The organism is Streptomyces sp. NPDC102462, assembly GCF_044765425.1.
Classification (GTDB): domain Bacteria; phylum Actinomycetota; class Actinomycetes; order Streptomycetales; family Streptomycetaceae; genus Streptomyces.
The window spans coordinates 38,853-57,034 of the sequence record NZ_JBIWKB010000025.1; the positions used below are offsets into that span (position 1 = coordinate 38,853).

Below are 18,182 nucleotides of genomic sequence, written 5' to 3' on the forward strand. Positions count from 1 at the left end.
CATCACTGTGCGTACCGCGCCGCTGCGTTTGCGTAACCCGGGCGGCTGGTGCGGACAATGGTGTCGAAGGGTCGAACGGTCGAATGGTCGAAATGACTGAATGTCGTCAGATGGTCTGAATGATGTCGGAGAACGCGGTGCGGATACCCACCGGAACCATCCTCACGGTCAGTGTGCTCTCGGTGCTCTCGGCGGTGCCGCTCCTCGCCGGATGCGGCGCCGACGACGGCCGCATCACCCGTACGGCTCAGTCCGCCGTGCCCGCCGCCGTACCCACCGGCCCCGATCCGCTGCCGGGCACGGCGTCCCCGGCGCCGGACGCCAGCCCCACCGGCGACGGCCCGCGCTCCCCGGCGCCGAGCTGCACGCCCCGGACGGCATCCCCCGCACCGGAGCCGAACGCCAGTGCGGACACGGTCGCGGCGGACGCCGCCGCGGGCCGGCCGGGCCCGGCCGACTGCGTCCGGGCCACCCGATCGGTCCCGCCGCCCGCCACGCAGCCGGGCAGTTCCCCGCCCACCACCGACGAGACCGGACCCGAGATCGTCCCAGAAGCGCCCGAGCGGCCCGGCGGCGACGACGGCCCGGCCCCCGACGACACCGCCGTCATCGCCGTCACCGACGCGATCTTCGACAGCCCCACCGGCGTCCTCGGCGGCTGAGGGCCCGCTGTGGCGCCGACACCGGTCGAAGATCCGGACGAACCCCGGCAAGGCGGCTCCATGTCCGATCGGGGAGCGAGCGCCCCGTCGGTCCCGGACGACTGGCCCGCCCACCCGGATCCGTTCCTGGCGCTCAACCGCATGGGCACCTTCGACTGGGACCTGGACACCGGTCTGTACCACATGGACGCGCAGGCCCACGAGGTGTTCGACCTGCTTCCCGAGGAGTTCGACGGGCGCCTGGAATCGCTCGGCATCCGGGTGCCCCAGCCGGAGGCCAGCCGGATCGACGCCGTCGTCTCCCGCGCCATCAAGGACGGCAGCGAGAACTACGGCGCCTACTTCCGCATCCGCCGCCGCGACGGCCGCTACCGCTGGACGCACACCCAGGGCTACATCCGGCGCGACGAGACCGGCAGGCCGCGCCGGGTCATCGGGATCGTCCGCGACGCGACCCAGGAACTCGCGGACAGTGAGGCGCGCAGCCTGCGGGCCGCCCAGGACGCGGCCTTCCGCCGGCAGAGCGATGTCGTGCAGGTCATCACCGCCGCCCTCTCCCACGCCCGCGGCGTCCAGGACGTCATCGACGTACTCAAGGACACCGACGGTGTACGGCACCTGGGCGCGACCAGCGTGGTGATCGGTCTGGTGGAGGCGGGCCGGATCCGGCTGGTCGCCGAGGGGCCCGAGGGCAGCTTCGTGCCCGGCACCCGGATCACCGGGATCGACGAGCCGTACCCGATGAGCGAGGTCGTGCGCCTCCTCAGCCCCCGCTTCATCGAGTCCCCGCAGGAGTTCGCCGAGGGCTATCCGATCCTGTGGCCGCACATCACCGACCTCGGCATCACCTCGGCCGCCTATCTGCCGCTGATCGCCCAGGGCCGCCCGATCGGCGCCATGGGCCTGCTCTACAACGACCGGCGCGGCTTCTCGGCCGAGGAGCGGGCCGTGCTGGTCGCCCTCGGCTCCAGCATCGCGCAGAGCCTGCAACGGGCCATGCTCTACGAACAGGAGCGGGACCTCGCCCAGGGCCTCCAGCAGGCCATGCTGCCGCGCACCATCCCGAGCGTCCCCGGGGCCGACGTCGCCGTCCGCTACCGCGCCGGCGCCACCGCGGGCTCCCTCGGCCGGGACATCGGCGGCGACTGGTACGACCTCGTCCCGCTGCCCGGCGGCCGGGTCGGCGCCGTCATCGGCGACGTCCAGGGGCACGACACGCACGCGGCGGCCGTCATGGGCCAGCTGCGCATCGTGCTGCGCGCGTACGCGGCCGAGGGGCACACCCCGGCCGCCGTGATCGCCAGGGCCTCGGTGTTCCTGCACGAACTGGACACCGACCGGTTCGCCACCTGCCTGTACGCGGAGGCCGACCTGTCCACCGGGGTGGTCCAGCTGGTCCGGGCCGGGCACATCGACCCGCTGATCCGGCACACGGACGGCAGCTGCCGCCGCATGCCGGTCGACGGCGGACTGCCGCTCGGCCTGTCCGCCGAGTTCGGGCGGCTCGAGTACCCGGTGACCACCCACGAACTGGGCCCGGGCCAGACCCTGCTGCTGTGCACCGACGGACTCGTCGAACGGCCCGGCACCGACCTCGACGACGGGGTGCGGGCCCTCACCGAACTGATCGGCACCGGCCCGAAGGACGTACGCGACCTCGCCGACCGGCTCATCGACCTGGCCGAGGAACGCGGCGGCGACGACGACGTGGCCCTGCTCCTGCTGCGCCGCCTCGACGCCGACACCGCGCAGGTCGGCGGCCGGCTCCACGGCGGCTGACCACTCGGCGCGCCGGTGGCACCCTGGAGCTATGCCGGAACTCCCCGAGGTGGAAGCGCTCAAGGACTTTCTGACCGAGCAACTGGTCGGCCGCGAGGTCGTCCGGGTGCTGCCGGTCGCGATCAGCGTCCTGAAGACCTACGACCCGCCGGTCTCCGCGTTCGAGGGCAGCGAGGTCACGGCCGTGCACCGGCACGGCAAGTTCCTCGACATCGAGGGCGACACGGGCCTGCACTTCGTGACGCACCTGGCCCGCGCGGGCTGGCTGCAGTGGAAGGACCGGCTGCCGGACGGCCCGCCGCGCCCCGGCAAGGGCCCGCTCGCGCTGCGGGCCGCCCTCGCGGACGGCGCGGGCTTCGACCTGACGGAGGCCGGCACCCAGAAGCGGCTCGCGGTGTACCTGGTACGGGACGTGCGGGAGGTGCCCGGCGTGGCCCGGCTCGGCCCCGACCCGCTCGCCGACGACTTCGACGAGGCCCGGCTCGCCGCCCTGCTGACGGGGGAGCGGCGGCAGCTCAAGGGCGCGCTGCGGGACCAGAGCCTGCTCGCCGGCGTGGGCAACGCCTACAGCGACGAGATCCTGCACGCCGCGAAGATGTCGCCGTTCAAACTCGCCGCGTCCCTGACCCCGCAGGAGACCGGGCGGCTGTACGAGGCGCTGCGCAGCACGCTGACGGAGGCGGTCGACCGCTCCCGGGGGCTGGCCGCCGGGCGGCTCAAGGCGGAGAAGAAGAGCGGGCTGCGGGTGCACGGGCGTGCCGGGGAGCCGTGTCCGGTCTGCGGCGACATCGTCCGGGAGGTGTCGTTCAGCGACTCGTCGCTGCAGTACTGTCCGACCTGTCAGACGGGGGGCAAGCCGTTGGCGGACCGCAGGATGTCGCGCCTGCTGAAGTAGTTTCGGCGGGGTGGGGTGTTTCTGCCGTTGTTCGGCTGCGGCGTCGTTGGGGTTGATCGCTCCCCCAAGTTCTCGACTTCGCTCGAACAGGGGGCACCCCCACCGCGGCGGAGCCGCATATCGATACAGCCCCGCGCCCCTTTGGGGCGCTGTTGTGGTCAGGGGGATTTCAGGGTCACCAGGGGTTTTCCTGCGGTGGTGCGGACCTCGTAGTGGTCTATTTGGTCGGGGTGCATCGCGGAGGCGCCCCGCAGGGTGGTCGTGCCGGTGTCGTGGTCGGGCACCGTCCAGCTGGTGAGGATCTGTTCGGTGCCGTCCTCGCCGACCGCCACCAGGTGACAGGAACGCCGGCCCGCCCCGTCCCTGACCTTCAGCTCGACCTCGGTGCCGTACGCCTCGCCCTCGCTGGTCACCTGCGCCCACACACCGGAGTCCGGATCGGTCGTCGCCGTCACCCGTACGGACGCCGTACCGTGCCCGGCGTAGACGACGATCCCGGGACCGGCGACCGCGAACACCACGGACGCGGCCAGCCCGTACAGCAGGCGCCGGCGGCGCGCCCGGTGGCGTGCCACGACCTCGGCGAGCAGCCGGTCGAGCAGCCGGGGGCCGGGCTGGGCCAGGGGGTGCACAAGGCGCGGGGTGGCCCGGCGGTACAGCATCAACTGCCGTGCCGCAGGGCCGAATTCGGTCACGTGTGCCGCGCAGCTGGGGCACTCCATGAGGTGGTCCTCGAAGCGGAAGGTCTCCGCCTCGTCCAGCACGCCGAGCGCATAAGCGCCGACGTCGCGATGCCTTTCCAGGGACCTCATGCCGAATCCTCGTGCCGTTGGGTGCGGGTGGGGTGACTGCGTGCACCCACCGGTACGCACCGGACAGCCGAATCACTCAAGCCACGTCCACAATCACCGCCCCGAGGGACAACCAAGGGATTCGGAGCGGTCAGGGCCGCGGATTGGTCCGTCGGCGAAGAAGCTCAGAAAAGGTGGATGGCGAGGTGGCCGAGGGGCAGCCCGAGCCGCCAGGCGGGGGTCCACACCTTCGGCCCGTCGTCCTCGCCGACCACCGGGCCGCCGCCCGGCACCGCGTCCAGGTCGGGGGCGAGCAGTTCGGTCTCCTGGAGCCAGCGCCAGGCCGCCGCGGCGAGGTCCAGGTCCGGCGCGGGGGTGCCGGAGGCGATCGCCGCGGTGGCGAGCTGGGCCATGCGCTCGCCCACCCAGTCCTGCCAGGGCTGGTCGTACGCCGTCAGCGTCAGCCAGGTCTCCAGCTGGGTGACCACCCGGATGCCGGAGAGTTCGCCGTCGGTGTCGGACAGGAAGACGGTCAGCGCCAGCGCGTCCCGGCCGGCCCGGAACTCGAAGGACGTGGGTGGCATCAGATCGCCGGTCCGCAGCAGTTCGTCGGCGATGTACTCGGCGTAGAACCAGGCCACCGGGACGGTCAGCGCGCCGCCGCCGGTGCCGTCCGTGCTCTCTTGACCTCTGTGCAGCATCCCGTCCTGCCTTCCTGCGGTACGTGCGCGTCGCCCGAACCCCGCCCCGGTCCGGAACACGGATGAAGACAGCTGATTGCTCCAACGGGGTCCGCAGCAAGGCGCTTTACCGAGGTTTGACCCAGGACCCGGTTTCACCGCAGGTCGGGCGCGTATCCCGGCAGAACCCGGCGCAGGGCGCGCAGCGCGTAGTACGCGCGGGACTTCACCGTACCGGGTGGGATGCCCAGCGTTTCCGCGGCTTCCGCAACACTCGCCCCTTGGAAATACACGAGCACCAGTACTTCACGGTGTTCCGGAGTGAGTGTCTTCACCGCCTCGCGGACATCCAGAGTGGCGGCCGACCGCTCGGCGTGGTCGGCGCACACCCGCGCGTTCTCTAGGATCGCGTCGCCGACCTCCGGCGGTCGCGCCTGCCGGGCCCGCCGCGCGTCGATCGCGAGCCGCCGGCCCACGGTCAGCAGCCAGGGCCGCACCGAGTCGAAGGCGTCGGCGCGCAGCGCCTCGGGGTGCTGCCAGGCGCGTACGAAGGTCTCCTGCACCAGGTCCTCGGCACGTTGCCGGTCCCCGTCGCACAGCCGCAGCAGCAGCGCGAAGAGCGGTCGGCCGTGCTCGCGTTGCAGCGCGGCCAGCTCGTGCTCGGCGGTCGTCGTCCCGTGGTCAAGGGTGGTTCCGGCCGTCATGGCCATATGGCAGCGCAGGGTCCGCCGACGGGACAGGGTGCGCACCGGGATCTGCGACGGACGGTCGATCGCGTCGGCGAACGGTTCGGCGAACGGTCGGTCACGGCCGGTCACGGACACCGGACGGGTTAAAGAGGACCGCCGGGTCGTTTGGGGCGGCCGTCATCTTCGTACTCATTTGTCTGTAAATACGAATGTGACGGTGATATCGAGACCATCCGGGATGAGCCGATGATCGCACGCAGACGCCAGGTCGCCCTGGCCCTGACCGTACTCCTCACGGCGGCCGCCGCCTGCTCGGCCGAGGCACGCAAACAGCCGTCCGCGCCCGCACACCCGGCGCCGACGGCTCCGGCCCGCGGCTTCACCCTCGTCGCCTCCGGCGACGTCCTGCCGCACACCTCCGTGATCGAGCGGGCCAACTTCGACGCGGGCGGCGCCGGTTACGACTTCCGCCCGATGCTCGCCGGTGTCCAACCGGTCGTCAACCGCGCCGACCTGGCGCTGTGTCACATGGAGACCGTCTACGGCGCGAACGGCGACTACACCGGTTACCCCGCCTTCAAGTCCCCGCCGGAGATCGCCCCCAGCCTCGCCGCCACCGGCTACGACGCCTGCTCCACCGCCTCCAACCACGCCCTGGACGACGGCGCCGCGGGCATCGCCCGCACCCTGGACGCCATGGACCGGGCGGGCCTGCGGCACTCCGGAACGGCGCGTACCGAGGGGGAGGCCCGCGCGGTCACCCTCATGCGGGCGGGCCCGGCGCGGGTCGCGCACCTGGCGTACACCTACGACACCAACGGCTTCGCGCCGCCGGCCGGGCAGCCCTGGGCCGTCAACCTGATCGAGGAGGCGAGGATCGTCGCCGACGCCCGCGCCGCCCGCAAGCAGGGCGCGGACGTGGTCGTCGTGTCCCTGCACTGGGGCACCGAGTGGCAGGACGACCCCGACGACCGGCAACTCGCCCTCGCCAAGCGGCTCACCGCGTCACGGACCGCCGGCCGCCCCGACGTGGACCTGATCATCGGCACCCACGCCCATGTCCCGCAGGCCTACGAGAAGGTCAACGGGACCTGGGTCGTGTACGGCATGGGCGATCAGATCGCCGGTGAGATGTACAACCGGCAGGGCGTGCAGGACCCGCGCGGCAACCAGTCCACGCTCGCCCGCTTCACCTTCTCCCCGCCCGCCCGGCCCGGCGCCCGCTGGGAGGTGACCCGCGCCGAGTTCGTCCCGCAGCTGTACGACCTCGACGCGGGCCGCGTGGTCGACCTCAACGCCGCCATCGCCGACGGCGCCGAGCTGACCGCCGTGCGCGACCGGATCCGGGACGTGGTGCTCGCCCGCGGCGCCGCCAAGGACGGCCTGGTCATGGGGGAGTGACCCGCCCCGGACCGGCGAGCGCGGAGCGCCGGTAGGAGCGTATGTGGCATGACCGGCCGTGCCGTATGCCGATGGTGCAGCCGGGATCATGACCGCCGCTGCGCTCTCCATGAGCCAGAGGCGCCCGTGCACCTTTGCAGCCAGCCAGCCGGGAACGCCGGCTGACACTCACGCCCCGCCCTTGCGGGGCGGGTGGAAGGCCCTGCCATGCAGGACGGGGACGCCATACCGGCTGAAGAGGCCGGCGAGTGGCTGAGGAAGAACCTCAAGGACGCGGATTCCATCACGCTCATGCCTGCCAAGCCGAACCCGGCCGTCTACCGGGAGGTGATGGAGATCCTGTTCGGACCCCGGGCCGACTGATGAGGCGTCATGATGTCGCCATATGAGTGACCCCGGGAGGGCCTGAGAAACGCTCCCGGGGTCGCATAGCCAGTCGCGAAGGGACTGACGTGACCCACACTCTCACGAGCGCCATCGATGTGGCGCAGCAGGCCGTACGAGCCGGACAGCTCCGGGCCGTCATCTATGCCCGCGTCTCCACGGAGGAGCAGGCCAAGGGATACGGCATCGCCGCGGGGGACAAGCGCGCCAAGCGCTACATCGAGAAGAAGGACTGGGCCTACATCACCACCTTCGCCGACGAGGGAGTCTCCGGTTCTCTGGACTGGACGGAGCGGCCCGATCTCAATCGGCTGATGGAGCTTGCGCAGCAAGAGCCACGTCCCTTCGACGTGGTGGTTGTGCCGGAAGGCCGAGTGATCGGCCGGGCGGACCGCGCCTACTACCCGTGGGTGTGGAAGCTCGAAGACCTCGGAGTCTTCGTGGCTGACGCGAAGCTGGACATCGACAACACCACCGACGAGGGCCGCGCCAAGATGCGCGAGGAGGCGAACTACGCCTTCAAGGAGTACACGCGTATCCGGGCGAGGACGCAGAGCGGTATCCAGGAGCACGCCGAAGACGGCGGATACACCGGCGGTTACGTGCCGTTCGGCTACCGCGTGGAGAACATGGGCAAGAAGCGGGAAAGCCGCCTCGTGCCTGACGAGATGGAGGCCACGACCGCAAAGCGAGCGCGGCAGCTGTTCGTGGAGCATCGCAACTGGTCCACGGCGGCAGAATTGCTGAACGCAGAGCAGTTGTTCACTGCGCAGCGGCGTGCCGTGGTCGGACGCCAACCTGCGCAACATCCTGACCGGTGATGCGCTGCTGGAGTCCCGGCAGGTCTTCCGCAAGGCGGGCAAGGCCAAGCTGAACCGCAGCGGAGCGCCGCTGTACGGGGATGAGGTGGTGATCGACCTTCCCCCGGTCTTCTCCGACGAGGAGAGGGACGAGCTGAAGGCAGCCATCAAGGTGGCCGCCAAGGGGCCGGCCCGCCACCGGGGCCGGGTCTACACCATCAGTGGGCGCTTCAGGTGCCCCTGCGGCGGGACGTACACCGGCTGGAACCCCACCGGCAAGCGCACCGCCAAGTACCGGTGCAACACCGGCGGGCCCAAGTGCCAGTTGGTGCCCGCCGAAGCCATCGAGAAGGACGTATGGCGCAGGATCCAGGGAGCGCTGAGCGACCTGGACCGCCTGGAACGCGTAGCGGCCGACTGGGTGGGTGAGGCAGCCAAGCGTGACGTGAACTTCGAGGACCGCATCAAGGAGCTGGACTCCAAGATCGAGCGGCAGAAGAAGGCCGTCACAGTGACGCGCGCCGTGGCCATCTCTGAGGCCCTGGACAGGGGCTTGGACGAGGTTCAGGCCGTCCAGGAGGCGACCGCCGCCGTTCGGCCGCTGAACAAGCAGCTCGCCGACCTGGAGAAGCTGCGAGCGGATGCCGTCGAGTGGCAGAAGGAGTCCACGGAGGCCGCCACGCGGGCGGACGACCTGCTGAGTCTGGCCAAGGCCACTCAGCAGCGCTTCGGCCGGCTCTCGCCGGAGAAACAAGAGCGCCTGCTGACACTGCTCGACGCAGAGGTGACCGTGACCGCCCCGGCTCCCCGGGGGAAGAGTGGCGTACGGTGCTCGCTGATCACCTGGTTCAGGGAGAACGGCTACCAGGTGCCGCAGCTGACCGACGAGGCGTGGGAGCGGGTGAAGGACATAGTCCCCGCGGCCCCCGGCCGCGATGCCCGTCAGGCACTGGCGGGGATGCTGGAGAAGGTCCGTACGGGCGTCAGCTGGGGCAAGCTGCCCCGCCCGTACGGAGACGGCCAGAACCTGCGGAAGGTCAGCCAGGAGTGGACGCCGGAGGTCTGGCCGGCGGTGATGGAACGGCTGAAGGGCCTCGGCGGTGACGAGCCCTTTGACCCGGCGCCGATCCCGTCGACCCACATCCGCCTGTGGGTCATCCCGGAACTGCTGCTGGGAAGCAATGTTCACGCGGGTGATTCCGCGCCTTGAACGCCGTGGAGAAGCCGCTCGCCTTGTCGATGTGCCGGTAATTCTGCATTCCGGTCAGCACCAGGCGGGCCGCCACGTACAGCACCATCGAGGTCGCGAGCGAGAGACGATCGCCCTCGGCATGTGCCGCTGCGCGTCCTTGGACTCCTCGGCGGCCGTGGACATGGCGTCGTAGCCGAAGACCGCGAAGAACACGGTGGTCGCGCCGGTGAACGCCCCGCCGACGCCGTACGGGAAGAAGGCGGTCAGGGGACTACCGTCACCGGCCAGCGGCCTGCTTTTACCAGGCGGATGGCTACCGAGCCGATGATGCGGTGGCCCGCCTGCTCGGACGCACCGACCACGACCGCGTCGGCCTTCAGCTCGTCGGCCGCCTTCACCAGGCCGCTGTAGGGATCGCCACGGAACGTGTGGAACTCCCAGCGCACATCGAATATCCCCTTGACCTGCTCGGCGGACTCACGGATGTGGGTGACGAGGTCCTCGGCGATCTCGTCCGTCGTCTCCGCCACCGGCGCCCCGAGCGCGGCCCCCGCAGCCAGCACCGGCTGCACATAGACGACGGCGAGCAGCGCGTGCTGCCGCCGGGCCAGACCGGCGGCATAGGCGGCGGCCCGCAGCGAGGACTCGGAGCCGTCCAGCCCGGCCACGATGACCTTCGGCCCGTCCGTGCCCCGCTCGAACCTGTGCGCATGCTGCTCGTGCTGTTCCGTCACGGCCGTGAGGCTATCGGAAACCGCAGGTCCCGCTCCTCTCCGGGAGCCCTCGACGGGCGGGCCGCCCCCGCGGTTCCTACAGTCGGAACCATGAGTGCCACCCCGGAGGCCGCCCAGGGGAAGGACGCCACGGGCCCGACACCGCCGCCCGCGGGCCGCTTCCCCGGCCGGGTGCCCGAGGGCTACGCCGCCTTCTTCGGCGCCCTCGCCCTGCTCTGCGCCCTGCTGGCGGTCAGCGCGCCGCTGCGTGTCCTGCTCCGTCCGCTGGTCCGCGCCCTCGACCTGCTGATCGTCCCGGTCAGCGCGAACCTCGCGTACGCCGTGTTCCTGTTCCTGCTGGCCGCCGCGACCGCCGCCCGCAAGCGGGTCGCCTGGTGGCTGGTCGTGGTCTACCTCGGCCTGGTCGTCCTCACCGACGTACTGGGCCTCGCGGTCGGCCTGTACGCCGAGTCCGTCCCGTCCCTTGTGGTGTGCGGGCTCGCGCTGACCGTGCTGGTCGTGGCCCGCGGGGAGTTCTACGCGGCCTCCCGGCGCGGCGCCGTGTGGCGGGCGCTCGGCGTCCTGCTGGCCGGGCTCGCCGTGGCGATCCTGCTCGGCTGGGGCCTGGTCGCGCTGTTCCCCGGCACCCTGCCGCCCGGGCAGCACCTGGCCTGGGCCGCCGCCCGGGTCTGCGGCGGACTGGTCTCCAGCACGGCCTTCGACGGCCGCCCGCCCCGCCCGGTCACCTTCCTGCTGGGCCTGTTCGGCGCGCTCGCCCTGCTCAACGCAGCCGCCGCGCTGTTCCGTTCGCAGCGCCTCGAAGCGGCCCTGCACGGCGACGAGGAGGCCCGCATCCGCACCCTGCTCCGGGCCTACGGCGAGGACGACTCGCTCGGCTACTTCGCCACCCGGCGCGACAAGGCCGTCGTCTTCTCGCCCAGCGGCAAGGCGGCCGTCACCTACCGCGTCGAGGCCGGGGTCTGCCTGGCCAGCGGCGACCCCGTCGGCGACCGCGAGGCATGGCCGCACGCCATCGCCGCCTGGCTCGGCACGGCCCGCCGGCACGCCTGGGTGCCCGCCGTGATGGGCGCGTCCGAGTCCGGCGCCACCGCGTACACGCGTGCCGGGCTCGGCGCACTGCAACTCGGCGACGAGGCGATCCTGCACGTGCCCGGCTTCGATCTCGACGGCCGCGACATGCGCGTCACCCGCCAGGCCGTGCACCGCGTCCGCCGCACCGGGGCCACCTGCCGCATCCGCCGCCACTCGGCCCTGACCGTGGCGGAGATGGCGAAGATCGTCGACCGGGCGGACGCCTGGCGGGACACCGAGACCGAACGCGGCTTCTCCATGGCCCTCGACCGGCTCGGCGACCCGGCGGACGGCGACTGCCTCCTCGTCGAGGCGCACGGCGCGGACGGCCGGCTGCTCGCCCTGCTCTCCTTCGTGCCGTGGGGCACCGACGGCGTCTCCCTCGACCTGATGCGCCGCGACCGCGCCGCCCCCAACGGCGTCATGGAGTTCATGGTCGCCGGACTGTGCGCGGCGGCCCCGAGGCTGGGCGTGCGCCGTATCTCCCTGAACTTCGCGGTGTTCCGCTCGGTCTTCGAGGAGGGCGCCCGCATCGGCGCCGGGCCCGTGCTGCGGCTGTGGCGGCGCATGCTGCTGTTCTTCTCCCGCTGGTGGCAGCTGGAGGCCCTGTACCGCTCCAACGCCAAGTACCGCCCCGAGTGGTACCCGCGTTTCCTCTGCTACGGCGAGGCCGCCTCGCTCGCCCGCATCGGCCTGGCCTCCGGCATCGCCGAGGGCTTCGTCGCCGTACCGTCGCTGCACAAGCTGTGGGGCAAGACCCGCCCGGCCGCCGAACGGCCCGCGCCCGGCGGGGCGCCGCCGCACCCGCCGCCCGGCACCGGCACCGGCACCGGTGCCGCGGCCGGCCACGCCGGACCGGACGCGGGCCTGCCCGAACAGGTCCGCGTCCGCCACCGCACGCTCGACCGGCTGTACGCGGCCGGCACCGACCCCTACCCGGTGGGCGTGCCGCCGCCGACCCGGGCCCTCGCCGACGTCCGGGACGGCGAGGAGGTGACGGTCGCCGGCCGGATCATGCTGGTCCGTGACTTCGGCGGCATCGTCTTCGTGGTGCTGCGCGACTGGTCGGGTGACCATCAGCTCGCCCTCACCCGTTCCGGCACCGGCCCGGCCCTGCACCGGTTCACCGCCGACACCGACATCGGCGACCACATCACCGCCACCGGGCACACCGGAACCAGCGACACGGGTGAACCGACCGTGTTCGTCACCTCCTGGCGGCTCACCGGGAAGTGTCTGCGTCCGCTGCCCGACAAGCGCCGCGGCCTGACCGACCCCGAGGCCCGGGTCCGCATGCGCCACCTCGACCTGGTGACGAGCCCCGACGCCCGCCGGGTGATCCGGATCCGCGCCGCCGTCGTCCAGGCGCTGCGCCAGGGCCTCGCCGACCGCGGCTTCGTCGAGGTCGAGACGCCGATGCTGCAGCAGATCCACGGCGGCGCCGACGCCCGGCCCTTCACCACCCACAGCAACGCCTACGACCTCGCCCTCACGCTGCGCATCGCCCCCGAGCTGTACCTGAAACGGCTGTGCGTCGGCGGCCTGGAGAAGGTCTTCGAACTGGGCCGCTGCTTCCGCAACGAGGGCGTCTCCCACAAGCACAACCCCGAGTTCACGATGCTTGAGGCGTACCAGGCGTTCGCCGACTACGACATGATGCTCGACCTCACCCGCGAACTGGTCGAGGGCGCCGCCACCGCCGCCTTCGGCCGCGCCGTCGTCCGCAGACAGGGTGAGGAGCACGACATCTCCGGGCCCTGGCCGGTCAGGACGGTGTACGGCGCGATCTCCCAGGCGCTCGGCGAACAGGTCGACGCCGGCACCCCGCTGCCCGTGCTGCACCGCCTGTGCGACCGCGCGGGCGTCCCGTACACCGCGGCGACCGGCCCGGCCGCGATCGTCCTGGAGATGTACGAGCGGCTGGTCGAGGAGCCGACCCGACTGCCCACCTTCTACAAGGACTTCCCGGTGGACGTCTCCCCGCTGACCCGCAGGCACCGCACCGACCCGCGGCTCGCCGAGCGCTGGGACCTCGTCGCCTTCGGCACCGAACTGGGCACCGCCTACTCGGAGCTGACCGACCCGGTCGAGCAGCGCCGCCGGCTGACCGCGCAGTCGCTGCGGGCCGCCGGGGGAGACGCGGAGGCGATGGAACTGGACGAGGACTTCCTCGACGCCCTCGAGTACGCGATGCCGCCGACCGGGGGGCTTGGTCTCGGAGTCGACCGGATCGTCATGTTCCTGACCGGACTGACGATCCGGGAGACCCTTCCCTTCCCGCTGGTCCGCCGCCGCTGACGCACGGCCGTACAGGCGCGCGGACGGCTGCGCCGTGCGGGTGGATTCCCGTCGCGGCACCCGTGAGCGAGTGGTGCGCCGGTGCCCTGCGGGCGAGTGATGAGTCATGAAGAAGGATCAGATGCTCACGCGGCGCCGGGTGCTGCTGGCCGGCGCCGCTGCCCTGGGGGCGGCCGGCACCGCCGACCTCTTCCTGACCGGCCGCACGGACACCGTCCCGGCACGGTCCGGCGCACCCGCCGCCGGACCCGGGGCACGGGCCGCGGTCAACTCCTCCGCGTTCCGCCTGCGGCCGTTGACCGGTGATGGACCGCCGCGCACCCGCCCCGCCAGGACCCCCGTGCGAGTCGAGCCGATCCTGCGGATGCCCGGCACCGGCCGACGCATGCTGCTGACCTTCGACGACGGCCCCGACCCCGCCTACACCCCGCACATCCTGGACACCCTCGCTAAGTACGACGTCCGCGCGACGTTCTTCGTGTGCGGCGAGATGGCCGAGCGCAACGGATACCTGCTGGCCAGGATGGCCGACGAGGGACACGTCGTCGGCAACCACACCTGGTCCCATCCGCTGCTCACCGAGCTGAACCGGGCACAGATCCGCTCCGAGATGGAACGCACCGGCGAGGCCATCACAAAGGGCTACGGCGAGCACCCCCGCTGGTTCCGCGCGCCGTACGGGGCCTGGAACCGGGCGGCCTTCCAACTGGGCGCCGAGATGGGCATGGAGCCGCTGGCCTGGACGGTGGACAGCCTCGACTGGACCGAGCCGGGCACCCGCACCATCATCGACCGGATCGAGCGCGGCGCCGGCCCCGGCGTCGTGGTGCTCTCCCACGACGCCGGGGGCAACCGCGCGCAGAGCGTCAGCGCCCTGCGCAGCTATCTGCCCTGGCTGCTGGACCACGGCTACCACCTGACCGTCCCCCAACGGCCCTACGGCTGAGCGGCCGGCCGCCCGGCCGGGACACCGTCAGCGGACCTCGGCCAGGCGGGCGAAGACGACGACGTTCCCGTCGTAGCCGTTCTGCTTGGAGAACCCGCCTCCGCAGGTGATCACCCGGAGTTCGGGCGTGCCCTTGGAGCCGTAGACCCGGTCGCCCGGGAAGCCGTTCTTCGCGAAGACCTCGACACCGTAGATCTCGAAGACCGCCGTCTTCCGGTCCTTGCGCCGGACCTCGATCCGGTTTCCCTTCTTCAGCGATCCCAGTCCGTAGAACACCGCGGGGCCGGACGTGTTGTCCACATGGCCGACGATGACGGACGTCCCCTTCTCACCGGGCGAGACGGCACCCGTGTACCAGCCGGCCAGGTTCGCATCCTCCGGCGGCGGCGCGGTCACCCAGCCGTCCGCGTCCAGGCCGACCGGCATGACCGGGGCGTCCACCCGGATCGCCGGGATCATCACCCGCTCCGCGGCGGAGAACGGCAGCGCGTCCGCCGCGCCGGCGAAGCCGGTGCCGGGTACGGGGCTGTCGGCGGCCGCGTTCTGCGCGGGCTGCGGCGGTCCGACGTCGAACTCGCCCGACCCGTTGCGGATGAGCGCGAGACCGGTCAGCAGAACAAGTGCTATCACGCCCCACGGAGCGCGCTTCCTGCGCCGTTCCTCCTCTTCGGGAAGCTCGGACAGCTCGAACGCAGACATTCGCCATCCCCTCTCGGCGCGGCCGACGCCGCGTCATCCACGCATACGAGAACGCTAAGTCGCGCGCGGACGGGCGGCGACGGGGGCGAGGGCGAACGGGTGACCGGGGCGCCCTTGGGTGCGCCATCCGAGGTGTGGCCGAGAGGAATTTTTCTGACGGTCCGTGACCTGGGACAACATCCGATTGTGCGCTTTTGGTTCCGCGTATTTGATCACCGGGACGGAGCATTCTCGACATGCGGGCGTGTTCCGCTCATCCGAAGGTCTACCCCGGAGGTGCTTTTTCGCCGATCGACCGGGGACGGGTCCCGGGGTGCCTCTCGCGGAGGATCACATGGGTAACACTCGCGCCCTGGCGGCCACGGCCCTCGCCGTCGCCGTCCTCGGGCTCGCCGCCCCCACGGCCGTCGCGGACGGCGTGGGCAACGGGGGCGGACCGAGCAACACCGGCGGCGTCAACGGCACCGGAGTCCTGCCGGGCGGTGGAGTCGCCCCGGGCGGCGTCCTTCCAGGTGGTGGCGTCTTTCCGGGCGGTGGAGTCTTTCCGGGCGGAGTCGGCCCGGGTGGCGTCTTTCCCGGTGGCGGCTACTTTCCCGGTGGCGGCTACTTTCCGGGCGGTGGGTTCGCGCCGGGCGGGGTCGGCCCGGGCCTCGTCGTTCCGGGCGGCGGCTTCTTTCCCGGCAACAACGGCTTGCGCCCGGGCAACGGCCGCGAGGGCTTCGGCCGTGAGGGCCTTGGCCGCGAAGGGCTCGGCCGTGAAGGGCTCGGCCGTGAGGGCCTTGGCCGTGAAGGGTTCGGTCGTGAGGGCCTTGGTCGTGAAGGGCTCGGCCGTGAAGGGCTCGGCCGTGAGGGCATTCGGCCCGGAAACGAGATCAGGCCGGGCCCGGTCCACGGCGGTTTCGGAGGCTCCGTCACCTCCGGAGCGGCCCCGGCCGACATGGCCATCGGCGGCGGCCTGGTGGCGGCGGGCGTGATCGGCGGCGGCGTGTTCTGGGTGCGCCGTCGGCACGAGAAGCGGATCTGACCCGGCGACCACCCTGCCGGGCGGCCACCACGCGCGGAACGGAGCGCACGCGGCCGGACCTTCGCCCAGGATCCCGTGGCGGATCGGGGCGCAGGTCCGGGAGCGTGGTCCGGGCGGCACGGTCAGCTCTCGTCGCCGGTGCGGCGGTGCGCCAGCCGCCAGGCCGCGGCGACCGCCCCGGCGGTCAGCACCGTGCCCAGGCCGATCTGCCCGAGGTCGAACCCGGCGATGCTGCCGCCGTCGCCGGCCTGCACCGCGCCCGGGACCGGCGTGCCCGTGAGGCCGTCGTCCCCGGGCGGCTGGACGGCCGGCCCGCCGTCGGCACGCCCTTCGGCGATCTTCAGGTTCGTCGAGCCGGTCGCCCCGTCGCAGCTGAACGTCACCCGGTACGAGGAGCCGGACCTGACGTCCGGGCCGATCGTGGTCGTGGCCGACGAACGCCCCGACGGGATGCGGACCGTCTCGAAGACCTCGGAGGCGACCGTGGCGCCGCCCTTGCAGCCGTCGTTGCGGTCCAGGCGCAGGGTGACCTTGCTGCCCGCGGTGATGGTGGACGGTTCGACCCCGAAACCGAACGGCGTGACGCCGTGGCCGCCACCGTCCTCCGCCACGGCGGCCGGGGCGCACAGGACGAGGGCGCCGGTGCCCAGCAGTGCGGCCGAAGCGACGCGTATCGCGCGCATGTGTTTCCTCCGGTCCCCGAGGAGCAGCCCGCGGCCTCTGCCGCCTGCGCCGTGCGTGCACCTCGATGTCCGGAACGCTAGGAATGTTCGCGCGGGTGCGCGAACCCAGTAGCGCGAACGGGTCATCCGTGTCGGCCGTCCGGGCGAAATCCCCGCTGTGGACGGGGCGTGCGCGGTGCGGCGCGCACGCCCCCTGGCGGTCCTCCGTGGCGGAGGTCCGGTCCCTCAGCCCTTGATGTTCGGGAAGAGGTCAAGGAACGGCTGTGCCGTCGCGTCCATGCCCCGGCTGTAGGGGGAGTCGAAGATCCAGATCAAGAAGAGCATGAACGCGATCGTGGCGGAGAACAGCCCGGCGAGGACGAGTTCCCGCGGGGTGCGCCGGATCTGCAGGGCGAACACCATGCCGATGGTGACCACCGCTCCGAAGAACAGCCCGAACCACACCACGCCGGGCATCGTGGCCCCCGTGGACTCGGCGCGGGCGCTGCGCGCCTGGTCCACCGCCGTCACCTGGTCGACGAGCGGTTGGTAGGCCTGCGCCTCGAAGTCCGTCCTCGGCTGGTAGTCGGTGACATCGCGGCGGATGCGGTCGAGCAGCCTGGTGCCGGTGTCGGTGAGGCGGTCCTCGCGCTCCATCGTCCTCCACTCGGTGCGGACGACGTGTCCGACATAGGCGTTGACATCGGTCCGAATGCCGTCGCGGATGTCGGGCGGGTAGACCCGGACCCGTTCCGAGATCTCGTGCAGCGCCTGGGCCTCCGCCTGCACATGGTCCTGGGCGGCGCTGCGGGCCTCCCAGACCCCGGCGATGGCCAGGCCGAGGACGATGGCGTAGACGACGCCGATCCACATGGTCATGTACTCGATGACGTCGGGGGTCTCGCTGGGGTCGTCGTCCTCGGCGGCGGTCCGGTGCCGCACCAGGGTGATGACGACCACCACGGCGCACGCGCCCAGCATCGCGAGGACGAGAACAAGCCAATCCGACAACAGGTGCCTCCAGGTACGAGCGGATCGAAGCGGATCGAGGTGCCGGCGGTCCCGGTGTCAGCGGGGACGCAGTGCGGCGACGGCGACGATCGCGGGGATGGCGATGAGCAGGACGTAGGTGACCGGGGAGGTCCGGTCGGGCGCCGGGAGGCCGGCCGGCCGGGGGTGGTGGCGCGGATAGTGGACCGGGGTCGCGGAGGACCGCGGGGCGGGCTCGGCCGACGGGCGGGGTGCGGGAGCCGGGGTACGGGTCGGCGTCGGTGTCGGCATCGGCGTCGCGGTGGGGGCCGGCCGCGGCGGGGCCGGCGGTTTCGGCTTCGGCGGTGGCGGCGGTTCGGGCGTGGGCTTCGGTGGCGTGGGTTTCGGCGGTGGTGACGGGGGTGGCGGCGGTGTCGGAGTGGGCGTCGGTGTGGGCGTGGGGCGGGGCGGAGGCGTGGGCGTGGGACAGCCCGGAGGAATCGGCC

General features: G+C 72.1%; 17 protein-coding genes and 2 pseudogenes. 10 read left to right on the plus strand and 9 right to left on the minus strand.

Annotated features, from left to right (window positions below; genetic code table 11):
• The first annotated feature begins 119 nt into the window (after positions 1 to 119).
• The 3 genes and pseudogenes from ACIRFL_RS22015 (at position 120) to ACIRFL_RS22025 (ending at position 3,336) form a co-directional block, all read left to right on the plus strand.
• Positions 120 to 662 (plus strand): hypothetical protein, encoded by a 543-nt coding sequence (locus ACIRFL_RS22015; protein WP_404030821.1) that lies wholly within the window; start codon positions 120 to 122, stop codon positions 660 to 662.
• A 60-nt stretch (positions 663 to 722) separates the two neighbouring features.
• Positions 723 to 2,429 (plus strand): annotated as a pseudogene (locus ACIRFL_RS22020) (SpoIIE family protein phosphatase); the annotation flags it as partial.
• A gap of 43 nt (positions 2,430 to 2,472) precedes the next feature.
• Complete coding sequence (locus ACIRFL_RS22025) at positions 2,473 to 3,336, plus strand: Fpg/Nei family DNA glycosylase (RefSeq protein ID WP_404030824.1); 864 nt, start codon at positions 2,473 to 2,475, stop codon at positions 3,334 to 3,336.
• Positions 3,337 to 3,494: 158 nt separating this feature from the next.
• Here ACIRFL_RS22025 and ACIRFL_RS22030 read toward each other — a convergent pair whose 3' ends face one another.
• The 3 genes from ACIRFL_RS22030 to ACIRFL_RS22040 form a co-directional block, all read right to left on the minus strand.
• Positions 3,495 to 4,148, minus strand: coding sequence for an anti-sigma factor family protein (locus ACIRFL_RS22030; RefSeq protein ID WP_404030827.1), 654 nt, complete (start codon positions 4,146 to 4,148; stop codon positions 3,495 to 3,497).
• Between the two features lie 164 nt (positions 4,149 to 4,312).
• The gene (locus tag ACIRFL_RS22035) at positions 4,313 to 4,828 is read right to left on the minus strand and encodes a hypothetical protein (RefSeq protein ID WP_404030830.1); all 516 of its coding nucleotides are present in this window, start codon (positions 4,826 to 4,828) and stop codon (positions 4,313 to 4,315) included.
• 134 nt (positions 4,829 to 4,962) lie between these two features.
• On the minus strand, positions 4,963 to 5,511 hold the full coding sequence (locus ACIRFL_RS22040; RefSeq protein ID WP_388704471.1) for a sigma-70 family RNA polymerase sigma factor: 549 nt from the start codon (positions 5,509 to 5,511) through the stop codon (positions 4,963 to 4,965).
• 231 nt (positions 5,512 to 5,742) lie between these two features.
• Between ACIRFL_RS22040 and ACIRFL_RS22045 the strand changes: the two genes are divergently transcribed.
• The 4 genes from ACIRFL_RS22045 to ACIRFL_RS22060 all read left to right on the plus strand — a co-directional run bounded on the left by ACIRFL_RS22045 (position 5,743) and on the right by ACIRFL_RS22060 (position 9,291).
• Positions 5,743 to 6,897, plus strand: coding sequence for a CapA family protein (locus ACIRFL_RS22045; protein WP_404030832.1), 1,155 nt, complete (start codon positions 5,743 to 5,745; stop codon positions 6,895 to 6,897).
• 207 nt (positions 6,898 to 7,104) lie between these two features.
• Positions 7,105 to 7,260: a hypothetical protein gene (locus ACIRFL_RS22050; protein WP_404030835.1), complete on the plus strand. Its 156-nt coding sequence runs from the start codon at positions 7,105 to 7,107 to the stop codon at positions 7,258 to 7,260.
• Between the two features lie 89 nt (positions 7,261 to 7,349).
• Entirely contained in the window at positions 7,350 to 8,102 is a 753-nt protein-coding gene (locus ACIRFL_RS22055) for a recombinase family protein (RefSeq protein WP_404030838.1), read from the plus strand.
• A 151-nt stretch (positions 8,103 to 8,253) separates the two neighbouring features.
• Complete coding sequence (locus ACIRFL_RS22060) at positions 8,254 to 9,291, plus strand: transposase (RefSeq protein ID WP_404031026.1); 1,038 nt, start codon at positions 8,254 to 8,256, stop codon at positions 9,289 to 9,291.
• On the opposite strand, the pseudogene ACIRFL_RS22065 reads toward ACIRFL_RS22060, so the two are convergent.
• Both ACIRFL_RS22065 and ACIRFL_RS22070 read right to left on the minus strand, forming a co-directional pair.
• Positions 9,284 to 9,531: pseudogene (locus tag ACIRFL_RS22065) on the minus strand (amino acid permease); the annotation flags it as partial. The gene ACIRFL_RS22060 and the pseudogene ACIRFL_RS22065 sit on opposite strands and share 8 nt — an antisense overlap.
• A 5-nt stretch (positions 9,532 to 9,536) precedes the next feature.
• Positions 9,537 to 10,007 carry a universal stress protein gene (locus ACIRFL_RS22070; RefSeq protein WP_404030841.1) on the minus strand — a complete coding sequence of 157 codons (471 nt, stop codon included), beginning with the start codon at positions 10,005 to 10,007 and terminating at the stop codon, positions 9,537 to 9,539.
• Positions 10,008 to 10,097: 90 nt separating this feature from the next.
• On the opposite strand from ACIRFL_RS22070, the gene lysX reads away from it, so the two are divergent.
• Positions 10,098 to 13,376, plus strand: a complete 3,279-nt coding sequence (lysX, locus tag ACIRFL_RS22075; RefSeq protein WP_404030843.1) for a bifunctional lysylphosphatidylglycerol synthetase/lysine--tRNA ligase LysX — start codon at positions 10,098 to 10,100, stop codon at positions 13,374 to 13,376.
• 106 nt (positions 13,377 to 13,482) lie between these two features.
• On the plus strand, positions 13,483 to 14,322 hold the full coding sequence (locus ACIRFL_RS22080) for a polysaccharide deacetylase family protein (protein WP_404030845.1): 840 nt from the start codon (positions 13,483 to 13,485) through the stop codon (positions 14,320 to 14,322).
• A gap of 27 nt (positions 14,323 to 14,349) precedes the next feature.
• Here the strand turns inward: ACIRFL_RS22080 and ACIRFL_RS22085 are convergent, their stop codons facing one another.
• Positions 14,350 to 15,021, minus strand: a complete 672-nt coding sequence (locus ACIRFL_RS22085; RefSeq protein ID WP_404030848.1) for a class F sortase — start codon at positions 15,019 to 15,021, stop codon at positions 14,350 to 14,352.
• A gap of 334 nt (positions 15,022 to 15,355) precedes the next feature.
• On the opposite strand from ACIRFL_RS22085, the gene ACIRFL_RS22090 reads away from it, so the two are divergent.
• On the plus strand, positions 15,356 to 16,045 hold the full coding sequence (locus ACIRFL_RS22090; RefSeq protein WP_404030851.1) for a hypothetical protein: 690 nt from the start codon (positions 15,356 to 15,358) through the stop codon (positions 16,043 to 16,045).
• Positions 16,046 to 16,167: 122 nt separating this feature from the next.
• Here ACIRFL_RS22090 and ACIRFL_RS22095 read toward each other — a convergent pair whose 3' ends face one another.
• The 3 genes from ACIRFL_RS22095 to ACIRFL_RS22105 form a co-directional block, all read right to left on the minus strand.
• Positions 16,168 to 16,728, minus strand: coding sequence for a hypothetical protein (locus ACIRFL_RS22095; RefSeq protein ID WP_404030854.1), 561 nt, complete (start codon positions 16,726 to 16,728; stop codon positions 16,168 to 16,170).
• Between the two features lie 225 nt (positions 16,729 to 16,953).
• Positions 16,954 to 17,718 carry a hypothetical protein gene (locus ACIRFL_RS22100; protein WP_404030856.1) on the minus strand — a complete coding sequence of 255 codons (765 nt, stop codon included), beginning with the start codon at positions 17,716 to 17,718 and terminating at the stop codon, positions 16,954 to 16,956.
• A gap of 57 nt (positions 17,719 to 17,775) precedes the next feature.
• Positions 17,776 to 17,988, minus strand: coding sequence for a hypothetical protein (locus tag ACIRFL_RS22105; protein WP_404030859.1), 213 nt, complete (start codon positions 17,986 to 17,988; stop codon positions 17,776 to 17,778).
• Positions 17,989 to 18,182: the final 194 nt, after the last annotated feature.

Bases quoted from the DNA above. Each gene is read 5' to 3' on its own strand.
- ACIRFL_RS22015 (WP_404030821.1), top strand. From the start codon at position 120: ATGATGTCGGAGAACGCGGTGCGGATACCCACCGGAACCATCCTCACG.
- ACIRFL_RS22025 (WP_404030824.1), top strand. From the start codon at position 2,473: ATGCCGGAACTCCCCGAGGTGGAAGCGCTCAAGGACTTTCTGACCGAG.
- ACIRFL_RS22030 (WP_404030827.1), bottom strand. From the start codon at position 4,148: ATGAGGTCCCTGGAAAGGCATCGCGACGTCGGCGCTTATGCGCTCGGC.
- ACIRFL_RS22035 (WP_404030830.1), bottom strand. From the start codon at position 4,828: ATGCTGCACAGAGGTCAAGAGAGCACGGACGGCACCGGCGGCGGCGCG.
- ACIRFL_RS22040 (WP_388704471.1), bottom strand. From the start codon at position 5,511: ATGACGGCCGGAACCACCCTTGACCACGGGACGACGACCGCCGAGCAC.
- ACIRFL_RS22045 (WP_404030832.1), top strand. From the start codon at position 5,743: ATGATCGCACGCAGACGCCAGGTCGCCCTGGCCCTGACCGTACTCCTC.
- ACIRFL_RS22050 (WP_404030835.1), top strand. From the start codon at position 7,105: ATGCAGGACGGGGACGCCATACCGGCTGAAGAGGCCGGCGAGTGGCTG.
- lysX (WP_404030843.1), top strand. From the start codon at position 10,098: ATGAGTGCCACCCCGGAGGCCGCCCAGGGGAAGGACGCCACGGGCCCG.
- ACIRFL_RS22080 (WP_404030845.1), top strand. From the start codon at position 13,483: ATGAAGAAGGATCAGATGCTCACGCGGCGCCGGGTGCTGCTGGCCGGC.
- ACIRFL_RS22085 (WP_404030848.1), bottom strand. From the start codon at position 15,021: ATGTCTGCGTTCGAGCTGTCCGAGCTTCCCGAAGAGGAGGAACGGCGC.
- ACIRFL_RS22090 (WP_404030851.1), top strand. From the start codon at position 15,356: ATGGGTAACACTCGCGCCCTGGCGGCCACGGCCCTCGCCGTCGCCGTC.
- ACIRFL_RS22095 (WP_404030854.1), bottom strand. From the start codon at position 16,728: ATGCGCGCGATACGCGTCGCTTCGGCCGCACTGCTGGGCACCGGCGCC.
- ACIRFL_RS22105 (WP_404030859.1), bottom strand. From the start codon at position 17,988: ATGCCGACACCGACGCCGACCCGTACCCCGGCTCCCGCACCCCGCCCG.